The sequence below is a fragment of the Leifsonia sp. AK011 genome (assembly GCF_013410945.1).
Classification (GTDB): Bacteria; Actinomycetota; Actinomycetes; order Actinomycetales; family Microbacteriaceae; genus Rhodoglobus.
Genome location: NZ_JACCCH010000001.1, coordinates 1323126 through 1346522, shown reverse-complemented (window position 1 = coordinate 1346522; position 23397 = coordinate 1323126). Strand labels below are relative to the sequence as shown.

Genomic DNA, 23397 nt, shown 5'->3' with positions numbered 1-23397 from the left:
ACAGGATGGGTCGAGCCTCAGGCACCCAGACGAACGTTGCGCCCGGGGATCGCCTCCAGCAGGTCGCGCGTGTAGTCGTCCTGGGGGTTGGAGAAGACCTCATCCACGGTCGCGCGCTCGACGATCCTGCCCTGCCTCATGACGCAGACGTGATCGGCGATCACCCGCACCACCGCCAGGTCGTGCGTGATGAAGAGATAGGTCAGCCCCAGCTCGGCCTGCAGGTCGGCGAGGAGGTTGAGCACCTGCGCCTGCACGAGTACGTCCAGGGCGGAGACCGCCTCGTCCAGCACGACGATGTCGGGCTTGAGCGCGAGCGCCCGAGCGATGGCGACGCGCTGTCGCTGCCCGCCCGAGAGCTCGTTGGGGTAGCGGCCAACGACCGTGGACGGCATCGCCACCTGGTCGAGCACCTCGAGCACTCGAGCCCGGCGACTCGCCGCGGTGCCGATGCCGTGCACGGCGAGCGGCTCCGCGATCGTGTTGCCGATGTTGCGGAGCGGGTCGAGCGATGCGTACGGGTCCTGGAACACCGGCTGCATCTTGCGCCGCAGATCGAAGACCTGCTTCCTGCTGAGACCGTCGGTGTCGATTCCGTCGACGAGGATCGAGCCCGCCGTCTTCTGTTCGAGCTGCAGCAGGAGCTTCGCCGCCGTCGACTTTCCGGAGCCCGACTCCCCCACCAGGGCGAGCGTCGTGCCGCGCGCGACACTGAACGAGACGTCGTCCACGGCAGCGAACTCCGTCGTACCGAAGCCGCTCGGCTTGCGGAGATGGAACACCTTGGTGACGTTCTTGAACTCGATCGCTGGCGTGCCGGCCAGGTCCGTGGCGTGCTGGGCGTGCTCGGCCGCGTGGGTGAGATCGACGACCTCCGAGACACCGCTCGTCGTGATCGTGGCGAGGGGTTCCGCACGCTTGACCGCCGATTGGATGCGCGTCGAGACGAGGCTCGGCGCAGCCGACACCAGGCGCTGGGTGTACGGATGCCTCGGATCCTGCAGCAGATCGAGTGCGGGTCCCGCCTCCACGATGCGCCCACGGTTCATGACGATCATGTTCTCCGCGCGCTCCGCCGCGAGGCCGAGGTCGTGCGTGATGAGGATCATCGCTGTGCCGTGCTGGCTGGTGAGCGTCTCGAGGTGGTCGAGGATGCGCCGCTGCACGGTCACGTCGAGCGCCGAGGTCGGTTCATCCGCGATGACGAGCTTCGGGTTGCCCGACAGGGCGATGCCGATGAGCACGCGCTGGCGCATTCCGCCCGAGAACTGGTGAGGATACTGCTTCAGCCTGCTGCCGGCGTCCTGGAGGCCCGCCTCCTGGAGCACCTGGATGGCGCGCTTGCGGATCTCGCGCTTGCCCTTGGCCCCACCGTTCGCGCGGATGGTCTCCTCGACCTGGAAGCCGATGTTCCACACCGGGTTGAGGCTCTGCATCGGGTCCTGAGGAACGAGTCCGATGCTCCGACCCCGGAGATTCTCCATCTCGCGCTTGGACACCTTGGTGAGGTCAACTCCGTCGAAGAGGATCTCGCCCCCGGTGACGCGACCGTTGCCCGCGAGCAGGTTGATGATCGCATGAGCGGTCGTCGACTTGCCGGAGCCCGACTCCCCCACGATCGCGAGAGTCTCGCCCGGGTAGACATCGAAGTCGACGCCGCGCACCGCGGGAACCTGGCCCTCGGGTGTGGTGAAGGAGACCTCGAGTCCCCGGACCTCGAGAAGTGGCTTCAGCTCGGTCATCGTGATGCCCTCGCCTTCGGATCGAGGGCATCGCGCACGGTCTCGCCCATCATGATGAACGCGAGCACCGTCAGCGACAGCGCGATCGAGGGATAGATGAGCGTCGTCGGGTTGGTACGCAGGTCGACCTGCGCCGCCGAGATGTCATTGCCCCACGACATGTAGATGTTGTTCGGCAGGCCGACACCCAGGAACGACAGGGTCGCCTCCGCGGTGATCGCGGCCGCGAGACCGACCGTTGTCACGACGATCACCGGAGCGATCGAGTTCGGCAGCACGTGCACGAGCATGGTGCGTGCGCGGGACAGGCCCAGAGCGGTCGAGGCCGTGACGAACTCCGATTGTTTCACCCGCAGCACCTCGGATCGGAGTATTCGCGCGGTCGCTGGCCACGCGAAGAATCCGATGGCGAGGGAGATGATCAGGATGTTGCGGTCCTTGAGGAACAGCGACATGATCACCACCGCCGCGAGGATGTAGGGGATCGCGAAGAACATGTCGCCGATGCGCATGAGCAGCGAGTCCAGCCATCCACCGAAGAACCCGGCGAACGCGCCGACGGCCACTCCGATGACCGTCACCAGGAGGGTCACGATGAGGCCGACGGAGAGCGACGTGCCCGTTCCGTGGATGATTCGCGAGAAGACGTCGCATCCCTGCTTCGTGAAGCCGAGTGGATGCCCGGGCTCTGGCCCTCCGTTGCTGTTCGCGAGGTAGCACTCATCGTTCGGGGGCACGCTCGTGAACAGGTTGGGGAAGAGCGCGACGACGATGACGAGCAGGATGATCGCGGCCGATGCCCAGAACATCCAACGCCCGCGCACATCGCGCCACGCGTCGAGCCAGAGGTTGCTCTTGCGTTCGCTCACGCGCACGGCGTCGATGGCGCCGAGGTTGGCATCCTCGACCTCGGCGACGTACCGCGGCATCTCTCGGATGGGTTGCTTACTTGACATAGCGGATCCTTGGGTCGAGCACGCCGTAGAGAAGATCGATGAACAGGTTCACGAGCACGTAGATGATCACGAGGATCGTCACGATCGAGACGATCTCGGGGCTGTCATGCCGGTTGATCGCCTTGAAGAGCTCGTTGCCCACGCCGGGCACGTTGAAGATGCCCTCAGTGACCGTGGCACCCACGATGAGGATGCCGAAGTCGGCGGCCAGGTTGGTCGTCACGGGGATGAGCGAGTTGCGGAGGATGTGCACCGGCACCACGCGGCCACGCGAGAGGCCCTTGCCGTAGGCCATGCGCACGAAGTCCTGCTGGCTCGTGTCGATGGTCGACGAACGCGTGAGCCTCACCACGTAGGCGAAGTTCAACGCGGCCAGCACAAGGGCCGGGAGTATCAGATCCCCCCAGGGCGCACCGGGTCCCACCGTCGCGCGGAAGATTCCGAGTTGGATGCCGAGGAAGAACTGTGCGACGAAGGCCAGCACGAACACCGGGAGGGAGATCAGTACAAGGCTGATCAGCAGCGAACCGTGGTCGAACAGGCTTCCCTTGCGCAGTCCTGCGATCAGTCCGACGATCACTCCGAAGACGAGCTCGATGGCGATGGCGAGCAGGGCGAGCCGCAGCGTGTTCGGGAATGTACGCAGGAGGATCTCATTGACCGATTGGCCGGAGAACGTCGTACCGAGATTGCCCTGGAACAGCTGGCCCAGATAGTCGAGATAGCGGATGAGGAACGGCTGGTCGAGGTTGTACCGGGCCTGCAGTGCCGCGAGCTGCTCCGGAGTCGGCGTCTTGTCGCCGAACATCGCGAGGATGGGGTCGCCGGGGAGGGCGAAGACCATCGAGAAGATGAGCAGGGTGGAACCGAAGAACACCGGGATGGCCTGCAGCAGCCGCCGGATTATGTATGCGGTCATAGCGCGTTAAGTGCGAGCCGGCCACGGCGAGAGTGTGGGGCAGCATCGCGCTGCCCCACACTCTCGCCGTCAAGCCGAACGGGCTACTCGGACTTGGTGACCTTGTAGAGGATCGGCCAGCTGTCCCAGCCGAACTCGACGTTGTCCACGAGGGTCGAGTAACCGGCGTTGACCGAGCCGTACCACAGCGGGATCGCCGGGAGGTCCTGGAAGAGGATCTCCTGCGCCTGCGAGAACGACTCGTTCGCCGCCTCGATCGAGTCGGCGCTTGCGCCTTCCTTGATCAGGGCGTCGTAGTCGGGGTTCGAGTAACGAGCGTCGTTCGAGCCGGAACCGGTCAGGTAGAGCGCCGACAGGATGTTGTACTGGCCCGGGTAGTCGAACTGCCATCCCGAGCGGAACGCGGTCGTGATCGTGTCGTTGTTGACCTCGGTACGAAGACCGGCGAAGTCGGGGTACGGAACGCCGATGGCGTCGATACCGAGCACGTTCTTGATCGAGTTGGCTGTTGCGTCCACCCACGCCTGGTGTCCACCGTCGGCGTTGTACGCGATACCGAACTGGCCGGACCACGGGGAGATAGCGTCGGCCTCGGCCCACAGCTGAGCCGCGAGATCGGGGTCGTAGGCCAGAACATCACTGCCATCGAGCGAGTCGGACCAGCCGTCGATGACGGGGGAAGTCCAGTCGACCGCGGGGGTCGCGCTGCCCTCGAAGATCTTGTCCGTGATCTCTGCGCGGTTGATGGCGTGCGAGATCGCGGCGCGGCGGAGCTTGCCCTCCTCGTCCATGCCGAAGTGGTCGAGGCTCACCTGGATGGTGAACGACTGGAAGACCGCTGCGGGCTGGGACACGGCGCGGTCGCCGAGGTCAGCCTCGTAGGTTGCGAGGGATCCCGGCGGGACCTGGTCCATGACGTCGAGGTTGTCGGCGAGCAGGTCGGCGTACGCCGCCTCCTGGGTCGCGTAGATGACGAGGTCGATGCCGCCGTTGGCGGGCTGGCGCGGACCGGTGTAGTCGGGGTTGACCACGAGCGAGATGCGCTCATCGTGCACCCAACCGGTGTCGGAGAGCATGTACGGGCCGTTTCCGATCGGTGCCTCACCGAACGCCTCGGGGTCATCGAAAAACGCCTCGGGAAGCGGGAAGTACACCGTGTAGCCGAGGCTCAGCGGGAAGTCCGACTGGGGCGCAGCGAGCTGCACGGTGAAGGTGGTGTCATCCACGACCTCGAGGGCGAGCGTGTCCTCTCCACCCTCGGCGGAGTAGCCCTCGATGTTGGCGAACCACCACTGGTTCAGGAGCTCGGGGTTCGAGGCTCCCCACTGCCACGCCTTCACGAACGACTCCGCCGTGACCGGCGTTCCGTCGGTGAAGGTCTGGTCACCCTTGATCTTGATGGTCCAGAGCTGGTTGTCGTCGGATTCGATCGACTCCGCGGCATCCATGGCCATCGAGCCGTCTGCTTCGTAGTAGACGAGGCCAGCGAAGAGGTTGTTCAGCGCGAGCGCGCCGCTGACCTCGTTGGTGTCTGCGGGGATGAGGCCGTGTTCCGGCTCCGTGATGTTGGACGTGACAACGGCCGACGAGCTACTGCCGCCGCCTCCGTCGGTGCTGGGGGCACAGCCTGCCAGCGCAAGGACAGAGGCGACCGAGAGGGCCCCCGTGATGGCGAGAAGTCGTGGAATACGCAAGTTTCCTCCTGAACAAGAAAGCAGGTCCCGGTAAAACCCAGCACCGGGACCTGCGGGATAGATGACACCCTAAGAGGGGGTTGCATTTATCCAAAATGATCCGGGCTGAACGTTACCTAGCGGAAATCAAGTGTCAAATAACTTGCATGCGGCGCGGAAATGTAAGCGTTTACACTCCTCTGCGCGCAGCAAAATTGTGCCTCGCGACGGTATTCGCCGAGAGGTGAGGAGTCCCCAACTTGCCTCTTGTGGACACCGTCCATAGATCGGCGAATAACATGGGAAGCGTTTGCACCAACCACACAAGATCTCCCGACGATTGGGGCACGTTGTGCTGAAACCCGGCCCCTATCCGGCAGCGTTCGCGGTCGAATCCAGGCGCAGGACATGGGCCGAGATCCTGCTCGTCCTCGGGCTCTCGCTGGGTGCATCCGCAGCCTATTCCGTGGTCTCGATCATCAACAGGACCACCCGCGACGAGGCACTCGCCGACCAGTCGACGACCATCAACCAGTCGCTGAGCGATCGACCGTGGTTCGACCTGATCTACCAGCTCATGGGCATCTTCTTCGACCTCGTGCCCGTCGCACTCGTGGCGTTCCTGCTCTGGCAGGCGGCCCGACCCCACCTTTCCCGGCTCGGCATCGACGGAGCCCGACCGGGCCGCGACACCCTCCAGGGGCTCGGACTCGCGCTGGCCATCGGCATCCCGGGCATCGGCGTCTACCTCGCGGGCCGCGCACTGGGCATCACCGTCAACGTGAACCCGGCCGGGTTGGATGCCTATTGGTGGACGATTCCCGTGCTGCTGCTCTCGGCGCTGCGGGCGGGCGTGACCGAGGAAGTCATCGTGATCGGCTACCTCTTCGCGCGCCTGCGCGACCTGGGGTGGGGCCCGTGGTCGATCATCCTCGCGAGCGCCACCCTTCGGGGCACCTACCACCTGTACCAGGGCTTCGGAGCCTTCATCGGCAACTTCGCGATGGGAGTGCTGTTCGGCTGGCTGTACACGCGCACAGGGCGCGTGCTACCCCTAGTGATCGCGCACGTCGTGATCGATTCCGCGATCTTCGTGGGCTACCCGTGGGCCGCAGCGACCTTCCCGGCGCTCTTCACCACCCCGAGCTAATCAGCTCAGTCACACATCCCAAATGCAGGATTCGACGGCCCGAAGCACACGAATCCCGCACGTCACCGTGCGACGAAGCCAGACTTCCTGCATTTGGGATGTGACAAGTGGGGCTAGTCCGCGAACGCCTCAATGGGCGGGCACGCGCACACGAGGTTGCGGTCGCCCCAGGCGTTGTCGACGCGGCGCACGGGCGGCCAGTACTTGGTGCGAATGAGACTGCGCAGCGGGTAGACGGCGAGCTCGCGGGAGTAGGCGTGGTCCCACTCGCCCTCGATGACCGACTGGGCGGTGTGGGGCGCGTGCACGAGGGGGTTGTCGTCAGCCGGCCAGACACCAGCGGCCACGGCATCCGCCTCCTCCTTGATCGCGATCATCGCGTCGATGAAGCGGTCGATCTCGGTCAGGTCCTCACTCTCCGTCGGCTCGACCATGAGCGTGCCGGCCACGGGGAACGACATGGTGGGCGCGTGGAATCCGTAGTCGATGAGGCGCTTCGCGACATCGTTGTTGTCGATGCCCGTCGCCTCCTTGAGCGGCCGCAGGTCGAGGATGCACTCGTGGGCGACGAGGCCGTTGTCCCCCGCGTAGAGCACCGGGTAGTGCTCACGCAGTCGAACGGCGACGTAATTGGCCGCAAGGACCGCGGCACCCGTTGCCTGTTGCAGTCCCTCGGCACCCATCATCCGCACGTACGCCCACGAAATGGGCAGGATGCCAGCACTCCCGTACGGGGCGGCACTGACGGGGTTCGCGGTGCCTTGCGGCAGGAACTCCGCCAGGTGTGCCTTGGCGGCCACGGGCCCCACGCCGGGGCCACCGCCGCCATGTGGGATGCAGAAGGTCTTGTGCAGGTTGAGGTGCGAGACATCCCCACCGAAGTCGCCGAATCGGGCGTAGCCGAGCACGGCGTTGAGGTTCGCACCATCCACGTAGACCTGCCCGCCGGCCTCGTGCACCGCGGTCGTGATGTCGACAACGTCGTGCTCGTACACACCGTGCGTCGACGGGTAGGTGATCATGAGTGCGGCGAGTTCGTCGGCGTGCAGCGCGACCTTCGCCCGCAGGTCGTCGAGGTCGACGTTGCCGAGGTCGTCGCAGGCCACCACGACCACACGCATGCCCGCGAGCACGGCGCTGGCCGCGTTTGTGCCGTGGGCACTCGACGGGATGAGGCACACCGTGCGCTGGTCGTCCCCGCGGGAGCGGTGGTATCCGCGAATCGCGAGGAGCCCGGCCAATTCGCCCTGGCTGCCGGCGTTCGGTTGCAGGGACACGGCGTCGTACCCGGTGACCTCGGCGAGCCAGGTCTCGAGCTGCTCGATGAGGGTGCGGTAGCCCACGGTGTCACTCTCGGGGGCGAAGGGGTGGATGCCCGCGAACTCCGGCCACGTGACTGCGGCCATCTCGGTCGCGGCGTTGAGCTTCATCGTGCACGAACCGAGCGGGATCATGCCGCGGTCGAGCGCGTAGTCCTTGTCGGCGAGGTACTTGAGGTACCGCATCATCGAGGTCTCGCTGCGGTGCGTGGAGAACACGGGATGCGTGAGGTACGGGCTCGTGCGAGCGAGCGATGGAAGGTACTCGTGCTGGCGCTCTGGGTCGAGCGCGAACCAGCGCACGCCCTTGGTGAATACTCCCTGTTCGGCCGCGGGCTCACGCTCACCGGCCTCGAAGATGTCGTAGAGCAGCGGGAGGACGGCCTCGAGGTCCTCGGCGCTCGTCTCGTCGAACGACAGCGACACGGTGTGCTCGTCGACCTCGTGGAGGAGGATGTCGTGCCTGAGGGCACGGGCGGCGGTGGCAGGCGCATCCTTCACCGTCACGGTGAACGTGTCGAAGAAGCTGTCGGCGTGCACGTCGACGCCGCGCGCCCTCAGCTCCTTGGCGGCGAGCACGGTTGCCGCGTGCACGTGCTGGGCGATGCGCTTAAGCCCGTCCGGTCCGTGGTAGACCGCGTACATCGAGGCCATCACGGCCAGCAGCACCTGCGCTGTGCAGATGTTCGACGTGGCCTTCTCACGGCGGATGTGCTGTTCACGCGCCTGCAGGGAGAGGCGGTAGGCGGGATGCCCCGACGCATCCTGCGACACACCGACAAGTCGTCCGGGCAGCTGCCGCTCGAGCCCGGAGCGCACGGCCATGTAGCCAGCGTGGGGACCACCGAAGCCCATGGGCACTCCGAAGCGCTGCGAGGTTCCGACCGCGACATCCGCGCCCAGATCGCCCGGGGAGGAGAGCAGGGTGAGGGCGAGAAGGTCTGCGCCGACGATGGCCACTCCGCCATGCTCCTTGACGGCAGCGATGGTGGCGGCAGGATCCCAGACCCGACCGGACGCGCCGGGGTACTGGATGAAGGCACCGAAGGCCTCCGGCAGGTCCGATCCTTCGAGAGCCTCAGGGAGCGGGAAGGCCGTCTCGCGCAACTCGATGCCCACGGCCTCGGCCCGGTGGGCGAGAAGCCGCTTCGTCTGGGGCAGGGCGTCGGCATCCACCAGGAATACGTGGGAACCCGAGCCGGACACGCGGCGCGCCAGGAGCATCCCCTCGACAACGGCGGTGCCCTCGTCGAGCATGGACGCGTTCGCGGTGGCGAGGCCCGTGAGGTCGGAGATCATCGTCTGGAAGTTGATGAGCGCCTCAAGCCGTCCCTGGGATATCTCCGGCTGGTAGGGCGTGTACGCCGTGTACCAGCTGGGGTTCTCGAGTACGTTGCGCTGGATCACCGCTGGGGTGATCGTGTCGTAGTAGCCGAGCCCGATCATGGAGCGGCGCACGCGGTTCTTCGACGCGAGGACGCGCAGCTCGGCGATCGCCTCACGCTCGGTCGCGGCATCCGGGATGCTCGACTCGGCCAGGGGCGCGGACTGGATGGCCGGGGGAACCGCCGCGCGCACGAGGGCCTCGACAGATTCGTAGCCGAGGGCCGCCAGCATCGTGGCCTGGGCCCCGGAGTCGGTGCCGATGTGACGGCTGGAGAAAGCCTCAGTCATTCGTGAGTGCCGCGTACTCGTCGTGGGAGAGGAGCGCCGGGAGCGACTCGAACTCGACGCGCAGAAGCCATCCACCGTCGAAGGGCTCCGAGTTGACGAGCTCCGGGTTGGCGGTGACGGCGTCGTTGACCTCGATGACCGTGCCGCCTACCGGCGCGAACAGCTCGCCCACCGACTTCGTCGACTCGATCTCGCCCACGATCGACCCCTCGGCGAGGGTCGACCCCACGGCGGGTAGGTCCACGTACACGATGTCGCCGAGCTTGTCAGCGGCATACGCGGTGATGCCGACGGTCGCGACGGAGCCATCGACGAGCACCCATTCGTGCTCTGCCGTGTACTGGAGGGCGGTGAGGTCTGTCATTTGTCTTCCTTCGAGTAGAACGGCAGGGAAACCACGGTGGCGGGGATGCGGGATCCACGCACGTCGATGTCGAGCGGGGTGCCGACCTCGCTCACGGCGGGGTCGACGAGGGCCATCGCGATCGGATAGCCGAGGGTCGGCGAGAGCGCACCGCTGGTGATGATGCCCACCTCGGTGTCGCCCTGGAACACGGCGTAGTCGGCGCGACCCGCGCGCTTGCCCTCGGACTGAAGACCGACGAGCACCCGTGCTCCCGGCTTCGGGCCAGCGACGACGGCGTCGCGCCCGACAAAATCGACGGACTTGGTGTTCAGCGGGATGACGCGCCCCAGACCCACCTGCACGGGCTGCACGTCGAGCGACAGCTCGTGCCCGTACAGCGGCATGCCCGCCTCGAGGCGCAGGGTGTCCCTCGCCGCGAGTCCGCAGGGCACCAGCCCGAACGGTTGCCCGGCCTCCACCAGAGCGGCCCAGAGGGATGCGGCATCCGCCTCGCTCACGAAGAGTTCGAAGCCGTCCTCACCCGTGTAGCCCGTGCGGGCCACGAGGACGGGACGCTCGTGGAAGCGCATCCCGGTGCAGGCGTAGTACGGCAGTGTGGCGAGCGTGTGGCCCATGGCGGACTCCGGAGCCGCCGTGAGTCCGTGCGTGTGCTCGAGGATCGAGCGCGATGCTGGCCCCTGCACGGCGATGAGTGCGATCGCCTCGGTGCCGTCGGTGAGTGCGGCATCGAAGCCATGGATGCGCGTTCCGAGCGCCGAGACGACGGGAACGCGATTGCCAGCATTCGCCACGACGAGGTACTCGCCCGGCGCGTTCTGGTAGACGATCAGGTCGTCGATGATCCCGCCGTGCTCGTCGAGGATCATCGTGTACTTGGCCTTCGAGAGCGGCAGCGCGGAGACGTTGGCCGCCAGCGCGAAGTCGAGGAACTCGGCGGCCTGCGGGCCCGTCACGCTGAGCTCGGCCATGTGGGAGATGTCGAACAGTCCAGCGGCGGCGCGAACAGCGTGGTGTTCGGCGAGGTCAGAGCTGTATCGGACCGGCATCTGCCAGCCTCCGAAGTCGGTGAAGCTGGCACCGGCGTCGGAGTGCTGTTGATGAAGGGGACTGAGCTTGGGGGGACTTGTCGTCACGGAGTTCTCCTGGCAGGTGGCTGCGGTAGAACTCCCCCTCTGTCATCGGTACCTGAGAGTTTCGCGCGTCAGCGCTTTCACCATCGGCGGCGCGGGAGTAACTCCAGCGCTCTTTCCAGAGTGGCCTTCTCGATGCGGTACTGGACCTGAGAGATTGGCGGGGAGGCTTGCTCCTTCGGTGCTCACCCTGGGGCGAGCTCTCCCGCATCGTGTTTGCGGCCTTCGATCTTTGGTTGTGGGCTCAGTCTAGCCACCCGGATGTTTCGTCCGAGTGAATTGCGCCCTGCGGGTCAGGCGGTGCGGCGCGAGCGTCGACCGACCAGCACGACTCCCGCCGCAGCGAGCAGGAGCCCACCAAGCGCGAGCGGGGCAGCGTCGAAGCCCGTGGCAGCGAGCGCAGGCTCGGGTGCAGGGGCGGGCGCCGGCGCAGGCGCGTAGATGAGGGCGACCCACCACATGATCGGGTCATCACCCTCGGCGCTCACGATGTTGCCCGACAGCTGGGGGTCGACGCCGAACGTGGCGAGCGGCGTGCTCCACAGCGCGGAGTAGGACTCGTCACCGGGATTCTCGACAACCCAGGCCGTTCCCGCGTGGTCAATCGAGATTCCGTAGGAGTAGTGATTGCCCTCGGAGATGGGCCAGGTGCCGACGAGCGTGGCCGTGACTGCCACAGGGTCAACGAGGAAGAGGCCACCGGACTGCGTGAGGAGGTAGAGCTTGCCTGTGGTCGGGTCAACGCTGAACCCGTACGCCGAATCCTCCACGGCGTCGAGAGTGCCCAAGAGGGTCGCCTTCGCCGTCAGAAGGTCAAGGGAGTACAGCTGGTCGTAGTCGTTGAAGTACGCCTTGCCGTCGAGGCCAATTACCATCGAGTAGACCTCGACCGGCTCGTCGGCTTCGTCCACGACGGTGCCGACCTCGGTCAGACCGCCCGTGGTGGTGTCGAACACCACGAGATGCGAGTCGTTCCCGCCGTCCCAGATGGTGGCGAAGAACGTCTGGGTGGTGGCATCCCACGCGCCCTGGTATGCGCACTCATAGCCCTCGTTGCCGGCTCCTACCGCAGTGACGGCACCGGTCTGCGCGTCGACAGTGTGGAACGTCACATCCGCGTCGTTGCACGAGGCCGTGACGAGGTGGTCGCCAGCGGGCAGTGCCGGAGGCGCAGCGTGGGCGGGAATTGCCAAGGACGAGAGTCCGAGGCTCAGAGCGGCAACTGCGAGGACGGCCTGGGTTGACTTCACGTCGAGCCTTTCGGGCAAAGGGTGCGGATGTGTCGAACTTTACAGCACTTTCTCAGGTTCGGCACCGCTAGTGAGACTTTTGAGAAATCCCGTGACCAGTGACGAGCCCCCAGTAGCCTGAGGACTCCCATGGACCACAAACTCCTGAAGCAGTTCGTCGCTGCCGCACACCACCTTCACTTCGCTCACGCCGCGAAATCGCTCGGGGTTCCGCGGTCGACGGTGGTGGCATCCGTTCGCTCCCTCGAAGCGGCGGTGGGCTACGAGCTCTTCGACAAGTCGGCCACCTCGACCGTCCTCACGCCAGAAGGCGAAGCCTTCCTGGTGGAGGCCGAGCGTCAACTCGCCGCTTCAACGAAGGCTGCTGCAGCCGACACGCGGGCGGCTGGCGGCAAGGCCAAGGCGTCCAAGGGCAAGGGGCGCGCTCCGGTCGTCAAGGGAGAGCGCAGGCCCGGGCGTCCGCGGCAGGGACGCTGACGCCCACCTTCGGTAAGGCTTCGTGGATGCCGCACCTCGACGAGCGCTTCAACCGGCCGAGCGACCACGAATCTCTCGGACGGACGACAGTGCCGAGGTTACGAAGCGCTGAATCTCTCCGGGCGCAGAGGACTTCCACCGCTGGCCCACGGAGCTCATGGGACAGATGACGATCGAATTCGGCTCGCCAACAACACCGAGCTCTGTGCCGAAGTCGTCCGTCACCACCTGCCACCGGAGGTCGAGTTCTCTCGCGAGAAGCTCCCCGACCTTTGCGCCCACAACATTGATGACGGTATTCGGGTCCAGACCAGAGGGGCTCGAGGAACGCTGCTCGGAATCGAAGAAGCTCGACACTTCACTGATCGAATCGAGACGCAGCACGTCTGCGATCTCGAGGAGCTTGGCGAGCCACTCGACCTCGCTGTCGTTGGGGTCACTCAGTGTCTGTTCCATCGTCTGCTCCGCGCGCAAGACTAGGGAACGCAGGTGAACAGTCGATGGACGGAAGACAGCCCCCGTCTAGCGAGCCTTGGTAGCAATGCCGTAGCTCACGTAGCGCCAGCGTGACGGTGTCAGACGGTTGAACACCGCGTCGTCGACCGCGGCGAGCGCCGCACGCTGACCTTCGGTGACTCCGAACAGGGAGAGCGAGCCGGTCGTGTACAACTCGTGCGATTCAAAACCGGCGAGCAGGGAGTGCATCTCCCTGACCGACATGAACCGCCAGGATGACCGACGCAGCCGGTACGCGATCGCGCGCGCTGCGCGGTGGAGCCAGGTGCTCCGCAGGTTCTCGGCGTAGAGCAGGCGGCCTCCGGGTTTGAGGGCTCGCAGCATCCCCTCGACCGCGCGTTGCTGCGCCTCGAACTGCGAGCCGACACCTCCGAGCACCGACTTGAAGATGATGAGATCGAACTGGTTCTCGAAGGGGATGCGCGTGGCGTCGACGTCCTGGTAGGTGATGCCGGTCACGCCGTAGCGGTCGTGGAGCGGGCGGGCCTGCCCTTCGGTGTTCTGGAAGTTCGTGCACAGGACCGTGTGGCCCTGCAGGGCCAGCCAGAGGGAGGGACCGCCAGGCCCTGCGCCGACTTCCATTGCGTGAAGCGGCGCTTCGTTCGGGTCGAGTTTCGTCGCCCAGAAGTCGACGGCCTTGGACCAAGTGCGGACGTCCCACCCGACGATGTCACGCATCAGCGTCGCGTCGATGCTCTGGCCCACTCCCTCAGGCTACTCGGTGGGCTCAGTGGGCGGTGTCGCTCACGAGTTTGAGCCCCACGATGCATCCGACCAGCCCGACAAGCAGGAGAACCTTCACGAGCGAGAGCGGCTCGGTGCCCGTGATCATCGCGTAGGCGACGGTGATGGCTGCGCCGATGCCGACCCAGATCGCGTATCCGGTTCCGGTGGGGATGTCCCGGAGGGCGAACGCCAGCCCGCCCATGCTCGCCACGAGGGCGACGCCGAACACGATCGTTGGAACGACCTTGGTGAAACCCTCGCTCTTGCCGAGCGCTGTCGCCCAGACAGCTTCGAGGATGCCGGACACGATGAGGATCAACCACGACATGACTTCGTTCCCTTGGCCAGTCTTGTCGCGTTCCGGGTACTGATCCGTCGTCCGGGAGGTGTCATTGCCTCTGTTCCCACGGTAACAAGGCAACCTGTGCAGTTCTGGAGCAGAGAGGGCAGGGCACGTAACCTGCAGATCGCCCGAGCCGATGACTGCCAGAATCGAGTCGTGACTCTCGAATCGCTCCCCATCCTCGACCTCTCCGAACTCGACGCGGGCACTGACGCCGCAGAGGCGTTCCGCACGAAACTCCGGGAGGTGACCCACGACGTCGGCTTCTTCTATCTCGTCGGACACGGCATCCCTCAGCCGCTCATCGATGAGGTACTCGATGTGTCGAGACGATTCTTCGCACTGCCGGAGGACCAGAAGCTTGCGATCGAGAACGTCAAGAGCGCCCAGTTCCGGGGCTACACGCGCACAGGCAAGGAGCTCACCAACGGTGAGATCGACTGGCGCGAGCAGATCGACATCGGCGAGGAGCGTGACGCGGTGAGCGACAAGGACGCCGACTACTGGCGTCTCGAGGGGCCCAACCTGTGGCCGGCGGAACTTCCCGAACTCGAGAGGGCCTTCACTGAATGGCGCTCCCAGCTGAGTTCCCTGGCTTTGCGACTCATGCGAACCTGGGCCGTGGCGCTCGGGGCCTCGGAGGATGTCTTCGACGAGGCCTTCGCGGACCGCGCCTTCTCACTCATCAAGATCGTGCGCTACCCGGGTACGAGTGAGGAGGGTGTCGCCCAGCAGGGCGTCGGCGCTCATCGGGATGGCGGCGTCCTGACGCTCCTTCTTGTCGAGCCGGGCAAGGGCGGATTGCAGGTCGAGCACGACAGTGAGTGGATCGATGCGCCTTCGCTGCCTGGCGCCTTCGTCGTCAACATCGGTGAGATGCTGGAACTGGCCACCGATGGGTACCTCAAGGCAACGCTGCACCGCGTGGAGTCACCACTGGTAGGCACGGACCGGATCTCGATCCCGTTCTTCTTCAACCCCGCCCTCGATGCCCGGATGCCACACCTCGAGCTGGATCCGGCGCTACGGTCAGAGGCTCGTGGCCTGTCACTCGATCCGACCAACGCCCCCATCCTCGAGACGTACGGCGAGAATGCGCTGCGGTACCGACTTCGCGCGCACCCCAACGTGGCGGCGATCCACCACCCCGACCTGATCGAGTAGCGCCTACCGGTTGGGCCGCACAGCGGCGAGGGCGCCGGTACCCCAGAGAGCCCACGCCACGAGAACGGGCTGGAAGAACAGGCGAACGAACCGGGCGCGGTCGGAGTTGAGCCTGAAAGCGCTCGTGCGGGTGACGTACTGGGAGATGTTGCCAGGGAAGATCGCTACGAAGAATGCGGCCACCGCGAGGCCGACGGCCACGCGGCGTCTGGGCAGCGCGACGAGAGCAGTGCCGAGAGTGATCTCGGCGATTCCGGATCCGACGACCACGAGATCCTCGTCGACGGGAACCCATTCCGGCACCTGGGCGCGGAACTCCTTTCGCGCGACCGTCAGGTGCGTCATCCCGGCGAAGGCCAGCATCGCCCCGAGAGCGATCCGCCCGATAGTGCGCGGTACGGATGTCGCCGGCCGGGGTTCAAGGATCCGCTGCAGTGTCATCCCCGCACGGTACCACCGCGGACCGGGCGGGGTGCCCCACGGCCCCGAACTGACGCAGACCGCTGCTTTCAGACCTACATAGCGACGATGTGCGTCAGGTCGCGCACCCCCGAACGACTAGGGCGGCGGCGCGCACGAGTTCTGCGCTTGAAATAGGTTCTGCCAGTGGTCACACTGTGGACATGTCACTGTCCCGGGGTTGGACTCCGCTCGCTCTCGTGTACCTGGGCCTCTCGATCGGCGGCATCGCGATCACGTGGGCCTTCAACGGACTCGCAATCGCCCAAGGCAGCGCATGGTTCGGCGAGTGGTTCAGCAACGGCGCAGCCACCCAATCCCTGCAGTGGGACCTCGTCGTGCTCGCCACCGCCGCGAGCGTCTTCGTGATCGTCGAGAGCCGTCGGATCGGGATGCGACGTGCCTGGGTGCTCGTGCCCCTGTCGCTCCTCACCGCAGTGGCCTTCACGGTCCCGCTGTTCCTCGCGCTGCGGGAGCGGCACCTTGCGCTCCGGCGCTCAGGGGTCGGCGAGGCCTCGGGGACCACCGCCCCTTGATCAGCCCGCCATCACGGCGAATCGACCGCATGACGAGGTGCTTCCCGGCGGGCGGGGCCCAATCGCCGAATCTGCACAACGGTGGTCACGATACAGACAACCGCCAACAACCACAGCGCCCAGGGCGCACCACCTATCCACTCCGCGGTATGCACGATGGTGTCCCCCCCGAAGGTGGCTCCCACTCGATAGGCGGCCCTGACTGAGTCGACCGGAGTACGGGAACCATCCAGGCGCACATCGTCGAGGCGGACCTCCCCGTCATCGCTCACCCACGACCCGATGTTGTTGCATCCGCGGGCTGTCGGGATGCAGGACTCCCCCGAGAACGTTCCCCAGATCACTGGACGCGAGGAATCGACGAGCGCAACCACACCGAGCACGACGCTTCCAAGCGAGAAGATTGCGAACACGACGATGCCGCTGATCCGCACCCCGCGGAGTAGCCAGCTGGGGGGCTTCATCGGTACGGCGCGAGGGCGGTCTTCCGGCCCCACGATTTCCAGCCGGGCGCAGGGATGACGAGGGCTCGAAGCGCTGTAGTCCGGGATGAGTCCAGGGTCGTGCCATCCGACAATCGAAGCGAAAGCGCACGGCGGTAAGGCCCCGCCGTGGCAGTGCCCGATCCGGCGATCACAGCACGAAGCATGAGCATCGTCTGGGCCCTGCTCTCGAAGCTCCACGGGAGATCCCAATAGAGACCGGGGTCATCGACCTGGATGTTGATCGTGTGTCCGCAGACGATCCACATGCCCGCGGCACCGGAGCGCGTCGGCTCAATGGATGCGACGGGAACCCCGAAATCGCTGTGCGTCGTCACACTCGCTGACTCCCGCGTCAGCGCGCGTGCGAGCTCAGCGATCTCCTCCACAAACTCTTCGCGGACGCGCAACTCCTCACCCGAGGGCGGCGGCTGTTCCTGATCGTCGTCTTCGTCACTATCGACAGCTACCCCGGTCCACGAACGGAGCTCCGTGAGAACGTCACGGCGGCGCTGTCGGGTTGCGCTCGAAGACCAGTCGATGCCAGTGACAGAGATTGGGGTGAGGAACGTCGTGAGGACGAGCCCGGACGCCGTCGACCATCTGACGTAGGGGAACTCAGGGTTGATCGAGACGGAGCGGATTCGATCTCGGGCGATCGTGCGATTCCAGAAATAGCCGATGACCCTCAGCTGCTCTCCTCCGAATTCGATACGTACGCGCCACAACCGGGTTGTCCACCACAGGCCCATAATTCCAATGGGACCGGTAATCGCGAGCACCCAGAGGGGTATCTCGGGCGAAATCACGAAAGGTGCCACAGCGAAACCTGCAAAAACCAATCCGCCGAAGGCATTGGCGCCGAGTTCGACCGGGGTCGGCCGCCACGTAGTCAGCTCGGCCCCCATGTCTTCGACCATAGCGAATAGCCGGGGCCAGTCGCCCACTGCTACACGCGATCTGTCAGGCGCGACGCAACTGCACGATCGAGACACCCGTGATGGCGATGCCCGCAATGAGCATGACCCATCCGAGGATCGGCTCGTTGCTCCCGACGATCCCCCAGATGCCGACTCCAACAAGCAGAAGTGACGTCACCAGACCGAGGATCATGTAGATGCGGTATCGCGTAGGACCCATCTGCGACTCAGTTTCCATGGCGGCACTCTATCGGCGAGGCACAGCCTGGTCGAGCGGCTGTCAGAGTGTTGCAGCTTGCAACTCGGCCAACCGTTCGGCCACCAGTTCGGCGAACGCCGCTGTCTGCTGCTCGAGAATGCGGCCATCCGTCAGCACTCGCACCTGGACAACAAGGTTTCCGCGCTGCAGGTCCCACACATACGATCGCCAGCGCGGACCCGGTTCACCCTCGCGAACCCACCCCACCGCGGCAACGTCGCTCGGCACGGATATGGCAGCCTGAGCAGTGATCTGCACCAGGCTCGTGTCGAGGCCGCCCGCCGTTGGCACGGCGAGATCTTGCCAAGGGCACGCCGACACACGCTCGTGAAGGTCGCGCACGAACGCGGCCGCATCCTCGCTCGTCGGGAAGACACGCGCCGCGATATCCGCAACCTCGTCGCCGGTCTCCCAGGTCTGAATCCACATGATCCCGTCCTCTGAGCTGCTGTCGGGTCCGGCAGCGATGAACGGCGCATTGGCGGGGACGAACGCGCATTCTTCGTCGCCGCCCGCTGCGAGCCATCCCTCTCCCGTGTTCGGCGCGACAGCGGCCACCGTGCTCGGCTCGAATGCGCCTACGGAATAGCGCTCATCCTCTATCGACAGCGAGGAAACGTCCTCGGCGGACACGGCCAAGAGCGTCGCGGCGTCAAGCTCGAAGCACCGTTCGGGACATACCAGGGGTGATGCCGCATCCGGCTGCTGTGCAGGACCCTCAACGAACGGCTGGTCCGGGCTGGTCTCGCTCACGCTATGGCTGACATAGGCGAAAAAGCCGAGGATCGGGAGGGAGAGAACAACAAGCGCCGCGAATGCAATCAGCGCCCACCCCCACCGCTTCAGTCCCCGCCTGGTGGGCGGTTGGGGCTCCGTGGCGGTATCGCTCATGCGACTATCTTGGCGGCGACGACGGGACCGCTGTCGGCTTAGTTATCGAATCGGAACGACCCGCAGCTGCACCTCACAAACCGACTCAGCATCCAACGTGTGACCGCGTCAGCGCACCCAGCCCTGCAGGATCGCTGCCGCGGCCTTGTGGTCGAGTTCGCCTGTTGCGACTGCGATGACGAGTTCGTATGCCGCGTCATCCGGAGCGTCGAGGTCGTGGCCGTTTATCGCGAGGAAGACATACATCGAAAGCCAGCCGAGCCGCTTGTTCCCGTCGACGAGGGCATGGTTTCGGGTGATCGACTCGAGGAGAACCGCGCCCTTCTCGAAGATGCTGGGGTACGCCTCATTACCGAACAGGGTCGTTGCCGGCCTTCTCGCGGCCGCTTCGAGCAACCCGAGGTCGCGTACCGGTAGATCACCGAGGTCGCGGCACAGCGCGAGCAGGTCCTCAAGCTCGAGGTAGATCATTCAGCGAGTCGAGCGAGTAGGTCGGCGTACTTTTCGCGACCTTGAGCGGATGCCGCGCCGACACGATCCTGGTGAAGCCGGCGCTCCGCGGACTCAGCGATCGCACGCACGACTGCTTCGTGCTTGCTGACGCCGGTCGCCTCCGCGAGCTTCGCCAGCTCGCGGTCCATCTCATCGCTCAGCCGCAGTGTCATCGCCATACACGGATGGTATCACTCTGGTATCACAGGAAGCTCTCGATCCGTGGGCACCCAGATCTCTCCAACACGGTCATGAGGCAGCAGGATCGTGTAACCGTCGAACTTGGAGGAGTTGAGCTCTCGGGCCTCGACGAGCATCGGTTCCAAGGTCGAGTCGACGAGTTTGCAGTGAGTGACCCGAGCCCCTGGCTGAGTGCTTTCGTCCACTTCGATCGCTGTCCCGCGTGGTACGACGGTACGGAACCCCGACGTAAGAGGCGCTCGCCAGTGAACCAGACCTTCGAGGGTGGTGTCGGACGCGGCCCGAAGAACCGTGCCTTTCGCTAGATATAGGGGCCCAGGGTTGCCCGGCAAGTGCCGCGATTCAGCAGTCATCTCCGCGCTTCCATGTCGGCACTCTACCCAAGGGCTACGCGTCTCGCGCCACGATCGGTCGCGACTACATCCAACGCCCACTGGCTCGCCGAACCAGGAGGACAAACAGGCACACGAGAGTCACAGCGAGGCCCACAATTGCGACGAACAGGGGCCATTTCTCATCTGTCACCAGCGAGAGCACCGCGCCAACGAGGCCGATGAGCGCTGAGGCGATAGCGACAACAGAAAAAGCGACTGGAGGACGAGATGTGGGCTGCTCCATGAGTCCACGTTACTCGGCAGCGTATGGCGCAGAACCGCCTCTGCCGAACTCGGATCCGTCACCGTAGCGCCAACGTTTCTATGGGCTGACCTGTGAGCTGGGCGATCAGTTCGAAGCCCTTGTCAATGGCGAGCACCGTCAGCCCGGCCTTCTCAGCAGTTGCAGCGACGAGGAGATCGGGAATAGAGGGCGCGCGATGCTGTCCGCGATCGGCGAGCAGCATCTGGATCTCAAACGCACGATCCTCCATCGCAGGGCTCAGGTGTTCGATGGGCATGAGCGACAGCGGCGGTAGGGCGAACGCTTCACGACCGGCCCCACCCGAACGCGCAGAGAATCCGAGTTCCAGCCTCGTCACGGTCGACAACCGGACCAGGCCGCGCTCGATTCGCGCGTTCCACTCGGCAATATTTGCCGCTTGCCCCGCCTGCATCCGAACGTAGGCGGACTTGTCGATGAGCCAGCGTGTCACTGCCAAGCGGCATCCATGGTCTCTGGGTCAGCGAGGTCAGCGAAGATCTCAGCAGATCGAGTCCAGTCCTCAGCGGTGACCGTGGCAGCAACCGACACAGAGGCTTCCCTCTCGAGTCGACGACGCAGGAACTCATTTCGCGACAGCCCCAGCGCCGCCGCTTCTGCGTCGATTCGCTCGACAGCGGCGTCACTCAGGCCGCGAATCAACACGTTGGTCACGACCACCCCTTCCGGTGCTATCACGATATCACTGGCGTGCTGCACCTGGACGCGGCTGAAGCCAGTCGGGCTTCGAGTAGCCGGGTTCACCCGGAAAGGCGCCATCAATATCCCACGTCAGTTGAAGCGCGGGAACGGATGCTTCGTCGGGGCGCTGGAAGTAGCGGTTTGCCGCAAAGAGCAGCTCGGCTGGGCGCGGTAGCGCGTCGATCCGCACACGAGTGTCGGTGCCCTCCCAGGCGATGACTTCACCGGGTGAGAAGTCCCTGTTCTCCTTGACTTTCGAGCCCATGTAGTTCAGAAGAGCGAGCGACGACGAGTAGTCGAGCCCGAAGACGATGAGCTCCGGATGATTGAGCCCGAAGAGGCCGACGGTGTAGGCGAACGGAGGTGCGGTGCCCTCTCCGCTGACATATTGCACGGCCCAGCCATGACGCCGAACGATCTGTGTAGTCATCCGATCTTGTTCGTCCAGCCACGCCAAGGTCTCAGCGTCCCATTCCGTATTCATGGGAAGACGGTATTCGTGCTGTCACACCGCCGATGAGAGGGTGACGAGTCTGGGGAACGAACGCATCCTCTCCTGCGCATGGAGGAGAGGATGGTCCCAGCTTCACCGCTCAGATAATGGGCGTCTCCGCTACGCAGGTGAGACTCTCCGCTGTCCGTGCTGTACTCACCTCATGACTACTCCGCGCCGCCTCAGTGACGAGTTCTGGGACCTTCGCGACGACGCGTACGACGCTCCAGCGCGTTGGTCCGGAGTCACGGCAGAGCAGGTTTTCCAGCGTCTTGCTGAGAGTGTCGAAGCCGCTGAAGGCGCTGGCGAGATCGACGCGACCCGTGACCTGTCGGCCGTTCTCAAGCGGTGGAGAACTCAGGTCACTGGCATCGAACCGCCGAGATACAGCTGAAAACAGACGAAAAACTCGAACTCCACAGGGTTCCGTCACTCAGAGACCGAGCCAGCTGCGGTGTCAGACGCAGCCCGAAGGACCGTCCCTTCACGATCGATGGCACCTTACATCCAACGCCCACTGGCTCGCCGAACCATGAGGACAAACAGGGACACGAGAACCACGGCGAGGCCCAGGATCGCGATGAACAGGGGCCATTTCTCGTCTGTCACGAGCGAGAGCACTGCCCCAACGAGGCCGATGAGCGCCGAGGCGATGGCGACAACGAAAAAGGCGACTGGAGGACGAGATGTGGGCTGCTCCATCACACAACGCTAGTTGTTGAACCCGAACTCGACCACGAGGCCGTCCTGTCGCATTTCGCGTTGGAGCTGAGGTGAAGCGGCCATGTCCAGCCCCGGGCGACGCTTCCTTGCCGCTGACTCGACCTCAGCCCCATACCTAGTTGTTGAACCTGAACTCGACCACGTCGCCGTCCTGCATGACGTAGTCCTTGCCCTCGATGCGGGCTTTGCCCTTGGCGCGGGCCTCGGCAATGGAGCCTGTCTCCACGAGGTCGTCGAAGCCGATGACCTCGGCCTTGATGAAGCCCTTCTCGAAGTCCGTGTGGATGACACCGGCCGCTTGTGGCGCCTTCCAGCCCTTGCCGATCGTCCACGCGCGGGCCTCCTTCGGCCCAGCGGTCAGGTACGTCTGCAGTCCGAGCGTGTCGAACCCGATGCGTGCGAGCTGGTCGAGGCCGGACTCGGTCTGGCCTGTGGAGGAGAGGAGCTCCGCTGCATCCTCGGGCTCCAGGTCGATGAGCTCGGACTCGAGCTTGGCGTCGAGGAAGACGGCCTTGGCCGGCGCGACGAGGGCGGCGAGCTTCGCCTTTGCCGCGTCATCCCCCAGCACGTCGTCGTCCACGTTGAAGACGTAGATAAAAGGCTTCGACGTGAGCAGCCCGAGTTCGCGGATGGGCTCGACATCGACCTTCGAGGCGGACAAGGGCGTGCCGTCGTTGAGGACTTTCTGGGCCGCGAGCGCGGTCTCGAGAACGATCGGCTCGAGCTTCTTCGCCTTGACCTCCTTCTCGTACCGGCCGATGGCCTTCTCGAGAGTCTGCAGGTCGGCGAGGATCAGCTCAGTGTTGATGGTCTCCATGTCGGATGCCGCATCCACGCGTCCATCGACGTGCACAACGTCGGGGTCGCTGAAGCCGCGGATGACCTGCGCGATCGCATCGGCCTCACGGATGTTGGCGAGGAACTTATTGCCGAGCCCCTCCCCCTCGCTCGCACCCTTGACGATGCCGGCGATGTCGACGAAAGACACGGGTGCTGGGAGGATGCGTTCGCTCCCGAAGAGGTCGGCGAGCACCTGCAGCCGCGGGTCGGGAAGGTTGACGACTCCCACGTTGGGCTCGATCGTGGCGAACGGGTAGTTCGCCGCGAGCACGGTGTTGCGGGTGAGCGCGTTGAACAGGGTGGACTTGCCGACATTGGGCAGTCCGACGATCGCAATAGTAAGAGCCACGGTCCCCC

Annotated in this window: 28 protein-coding genes and 3 riboswitches; of the genes, 5 read left to right on the top strand and 23 right to left on the bottom strand. The window is 65.1% G+C overall.

Annotated elements, in window-relative coordinates; genetic code table 11:
* Positions 1 to 17 precede the first annotated feature (17 nt).
* From HDC94_RS06595 to HDC94_RS06580, 4 genes are all read right to left on the bottom strand, one after another.
* A complete protein-coding gene (locus tag HDC94_RS06595; RefSeq protein ID WP_179496002.1) occupies positions 18 to 1742 on the bottom strand; it encodes an ABC transporter ATP-binding protein in 1725 nt (574 codons plus the stop codon).
* Positions 1739 to 2698, bottom strand: a complete 960-nt coding sequence (locus HDC94_RS06590) for an ABC transporter permease (protein ID WP_257021636.1) — start codon at positions 2696 to 2698, stop codon at positions 1739 to 1741. Before HDC94_RS06590 ends, HDC94_RS06595 begins: the two co-directional genes overlap by 4 nt.
* Positions 2688 to 3617, bottom strand: a complete 930-nt coding sequence (locus HDC94_RS06585; RefSeq protein WP_179496000.1) for an ABC transporter permease — start codon at positions 3615 to 3617, stop codon at positions 2688 to 2690. The genes HDC94_RS06590 and HDC94_RS06585 overlap by 11 nt, the downstream gene beginning before the upstream one ends.
* An 83-nt stretch (positions 3618 to 3700) precedes the next feature.
* Positions 3701 to 5311, bottom strand: a complete 1611-nt coding sequence (locus HDC94_RS06580) for an ABC transporter substrate-binding protein (RefSeq protein WP_179495998.1) — start codon at positions 5309 to 5311, stop codon at positions 3701 to 3703.
* A gap of 334 nt (positions 5312 to 5645) precedes the next feature.
* Here HDC94_RS06580 and HDC94_RS06575 point away from each other — a divergent pair, with 334 nt between their 5' ends.
* Entirely contained in the window at positions 5646 to 6440 is a 795-nt protein-coding gene (locus HDC94_RS06575) for a CPBP family intramembrane glutamic endopeptidase (protein ID WP_218870778.1), read from the top strand.
* Between the two features lie 113 nt (positions 6441 to 6553).
* On the opposite strand, the gene gcvP is transcribed toward HDC94_RS06575, so the two are convergent.
* The 4 genes from gcvP to HDC94_RS06555 all read right to left on the bottom strand — a co-directional run bounded on the left by gcvP (position 6554) and on the right by HDC94_RS06555 (position 12180).
* Positions 6554 to 9433 (bottom strand): aminomethyl-transferring glycine dehydrogenase, encoded by a 2880-nt coding sequence (gene gcvP, locus HDC94_RS06570; protein WP_179495996.1) that lies wholly within the window; start codon positions 9431 to 9433, stop codon positions 6554 to 6556.
* The gene (gcvH, locus tag HDC94_RS06565) at positions 9426 to 9797 is read right to left on the bottom strand and encodes a glycine cleavage system protein GcvH (RefSeq protein ID WP_179495995.1); all 372 of its coding nucleotides are present in this window, start codon (positions 9795 to 9797) and stop codon (positions 9426 to 9428) included. Before gcvH ends, gcvP begins: the two co-directional genes overlap by 8 nt.
* Positions 9794 to 10933 (bottom strand): glycine cleavage system aminomethyltransferase GcvT, encoded by a 1140-nt coding sequence (gcvT, locus tag HDC94_RS06560; RefSeq protein WP_179495994.1) that lies wholly within the window; start codon positions 10931 to 10933, stop codon positions 9794 to 9796. The genes gcvH and gcvT overlap by 4 nt, the downstream gene beginning before the upstream one ends.
* 29 nt (positions 10934 to 10962) lie before the next feature.
* A riboswitch (glycine riboswitch) is annotated at positions 10963 to 11058 on the bottom strand.
* Positions 11059 to 11148: riboswitch (glycine riboswitch) on the bottom strand.
* A 75-nt stretch (positions 11149 to 11223) separates the two neighbouring features.
* Positions 11224 to 12180, bottom strand: coding sequence for a hypothetical protein (locus tag HDC94_RS06555; protein WP_179495993.1), 957 nt, complete (start codon positions 12178 to 12180; stop codon positions 11224 to 11226).
* A gap of 129 nt (positions 12181 to 12309) precedes the next feature.
* Between HDC94_RS06555 and HDC94_RS06550 the strand changes: the two genes are divergently transcribed.
* Positions 12310 to 12657 carry a LysR family transcriptional regulator gene (locus tag HDC94_RS06550; protein ID WP_179495992.1) on the top strand — a complete coding sequence of 116 codons (348 nt, stop codon included), beginning with the start codon at positions 12310 to 12312 and terminating at the stop codon, positions 12655 to 12657.
* Between the two features lie 48 nt (positions 12658 to 12705).
* Here HDC94_RS06550 and HDC94_RS06545 read toward each other — a convergent pair whose 3' ends face one another.
* The 3 genes from HDC94_RS06545 to HDC94_RS06535 all read right to left on the bottom strand — a co-directional run bounded on the left by HDC94_RS06545 (position 12706) and on the right by HDC94_RS06535 (position 14227).
* Positions 12706 to 13113: a DUF3806 domain-containing protein gene (locus tag HDC94_RS06545; RefSeq protein ID WP_179495990.1), complete on the bottom strand. Its 408-nt coding sequence runs from the start codon at positions 13111 to 13113 to the stop codon at positions 12706 to 12708.
* Between the two features lie 66 nt (positions 13114 to 13179).
* Positions 13180 to 13878 carry a class I SAM-dependent methyltransferase gene (locus HDC94_RS06540; RefSeq protein WP_179495988.1) on the bottom strand — a complete coding sequence of 233 codons (699 nt, stop codon included), beginning with the start codon at positions 13876 to 13878 and terminating at the stop codon, positions 13180 to 13182.
* Between the two features lie 22 nt (positions 13879 to 13900).
* Complete coding sequence (locus HDC94_RS06535) at positions 13901 to 14227, bottom strand: multidrug efflux SMR transporter (protein WP_179495986.1); 327 nt, start codon at positions 14225 to 14227, stop codon at positions 13901 to 13903.
* 11 nt (positions 14228 to 14238) lie between these two features.
* A riboswitch (guanidine-III (ykkC-III) riboswitch) is annotated at positions 14239 to 14301 on the bottom strand.
* A gap of 97 nt (positions 14302 to 14398) precedes the next feature.
* Between HDC94_RS06535 and HDC94_RS06530 the strand changes: the two genes are divergently transcribed.
* Positions 14399 to 15406 carry an isopenicillin N synthase family oxygenase gene (locus HDC94_RS06530; protein WP_179495984.1) on the top strand — a complete coding sequence of 336 codons (1008 nt, stop codon included), beginning with the start codon at positions 14399 to 14401 and terminating at the stop codon, positions 15404 to 15406.
* A 3-nt stretch (positions 15407 to 15409) separates the two neighbouring features.
* Here HDC94_RS06530 and HDC94_RS06525 read toward each other — a convergent pair whose 3' ends face one another.
* Positions 15410 to 15847, bottom strand: a complete 438-nt coding sequence (locus HDC94_RS06525) for a hypothetical protein (RefSeq protein WP_179495982.1) — start codon at positions 15845 to 15847, stop codon at positions 15410 to 15412.
* Between the two features lie 182 nt (positions 15848 to 16029).
* On the opposite strand from HDC94_RS06525, the gene HDC94_RS06520 reads away from it, so the two are divergent.
* Positions 16030 to 16401 carry a DUF2834 domain-containing protein gene (locus HDC94_RS06520; protein WP_179495980.1) on the top strand — a complete coding sequence of 124 codons (372 nt, stop codon included), beginning with the start codon at positions 16030 to 16032 and terminating at the stop codon, positions 16399 to 16401.
* Between the two features lie 11 nt (positions 16402 to 16412).
* Here the strand turns inward: HDC94_RS06520 and HDC94_RS06515 are convergent, their stop codons facing one another.
* The 9 genes from HDC94_RS06515 to HDC94_RS06475 form a co-directional block, all read right to left on the bottom strand.
* Positions 16413 to 16865 carry a hypothetical protein gene (locus HDC94_RS06515; RefSeq protein WP_179495978.1) on the bottom strand — a complete coding sequence of 151 codons (453 nt, stop codon included), beginning with the start codon at positions 16863 to 16865 and terminating at the stop codon, positions 16413 to 16415.
* Entirely contained in the window at positions 16862 to 17704 is an 843-nt protein-coding gene (locus HDC94_RS06510; RefSeq protein ID WP_179495976.1) for a hypothetical protein, read from the bottom strand. Before HDC94_RS06510 ends, HDC94_RS06515 begins: the two co-directional genes overlap by 4 nt.
* Before the next feature lie 142 nt (positions 17705 to 17846).
* Positions 17847 to 18041 (bottom strand): hypothetical protein, encoded by a 195-nt coding sequence (locus HDC94_RS06505; protein WP_179495974.1) that lies wholly within the window; start codon positions 18039 to 18041, stop codon positions 17847 to 17849.
* A gap of 42 nt (positions 18042 to 18083) precedes the next feature.
* Entirely contained in the window at positions 18084 to 18953 is an 870-nt protein-coding gene (locus HDC94_RS06500) for a sensor domain-containing protein (RefSeq protein ID WP_179495972.1), read from the bottom strand.
* A gap of 108 nt (positions 18954 to 19061) precedes the next feature.
* Positions 19062 to 19424: a type II toxin-antitoxin system death-on-curing family toxin gene (locus HDC94_RS06495; RefSeq protein WP_179495970.1), complete on the bottom strand. Its 363-nt coding sequence runs from the start codon at positions 19422 to 19424 to the stop codon at positions 19062 to 19064.
* Complete coding sequence (locus HDC94_RS06490) at positions 19421 to 19624, bottom strand: ribbon-helix-helix protein, CopG family (protein ID WP_179495968.1); 204 nt, start codon at positions 19622 to 19624, stop codon at positions 19421 to 19423. The genes HDC94_RS06495 and HDC94_RS06490 overlap by 4 nt, the downstream gene beginning before the upstream one ends.
* 698 nt (positions 19625 to 20322) lie before the next feature.
* Entirely contained in the window at positions 20323 to 20736 is a 414-nt protein-coding gene (locus HDC94_RS06485; RefSeq protein WP_308495645.1) for a PIN domain nuclease, read from the bottom strand.
* Entirely contained in the window at positions 20733 to 20957 is a 225-nt protein-coding gene (locus HDC94_RS06480; RefSeq protein WP_179495964.1) for a ribbon-helix-helix protein, CopG family, read from the bottom strand. Before HDC94_RS06480 ends, HDC94_RS06485 begins: the two co-directional genes overlap by 4 nt.
* Positions 20958 to 20985: 28 nt before the next feature.
* Positions 20986 to 21414, bottom strand: a complete 429-nt coding sequence (locus tag HDC94_RS06475) for a DUF4262 domain-containing protein (protein ID WP_218870486.1) — start codon at positions 21412 to 21414, stop codon at positions 20986 to 20988.
* 226 nt (positions 21415 to 21640) lie between these two features.
* Between HDC94_RS06475 and HDC94_RS06470 the strand changes: the two genes are divergently transcribed.
* Positions 21641 to 21871, top strand: coding sequence for a hypothetical protein (locus HDC94_RS06470; protein ID WP_179495960.1), 231 nt, complete (start codon positions 21641 to 21643; stop codon positions 21869 to 21871).
* Positions 21872 to 21978: 107 nt separating this feature from the next.
* Here the strand turns inward: HDC94_RS06470 and HDC94_RS06465 are convergent, their stop codons facing one another.
* Both HDC94_RS06465 and ychF read right to left on the bottom strand, forming a co-directional pair.
* The gene (locus HDC94_RS06465) at positions 21979 to 22179 is read right to left on the bottom strand and encodes a hypothetical protein (RefSeq protein ID WP_179495958.1); all 201 of its coding nucleotides are present in this window, start codon (positions 22177 to 22179) and stop codon (positions 21979 to 21981) included.
* A gap of 136 nt (positions 22180 to 22315) precedes the next feature.
* Positions 22316 to 23389, bottom strand: coding sequence for a redox-regulated ATPase YchF (ychF, locus tag HDC94_RS06460; RefSeq protein WP_179495956.1), 1074 nt, complete (start codon positions 23387 to 23389; stop codon positions 22316 to 22318).
* Positions 23390 to 23397 lie beyond the last annotated feature (8 nt).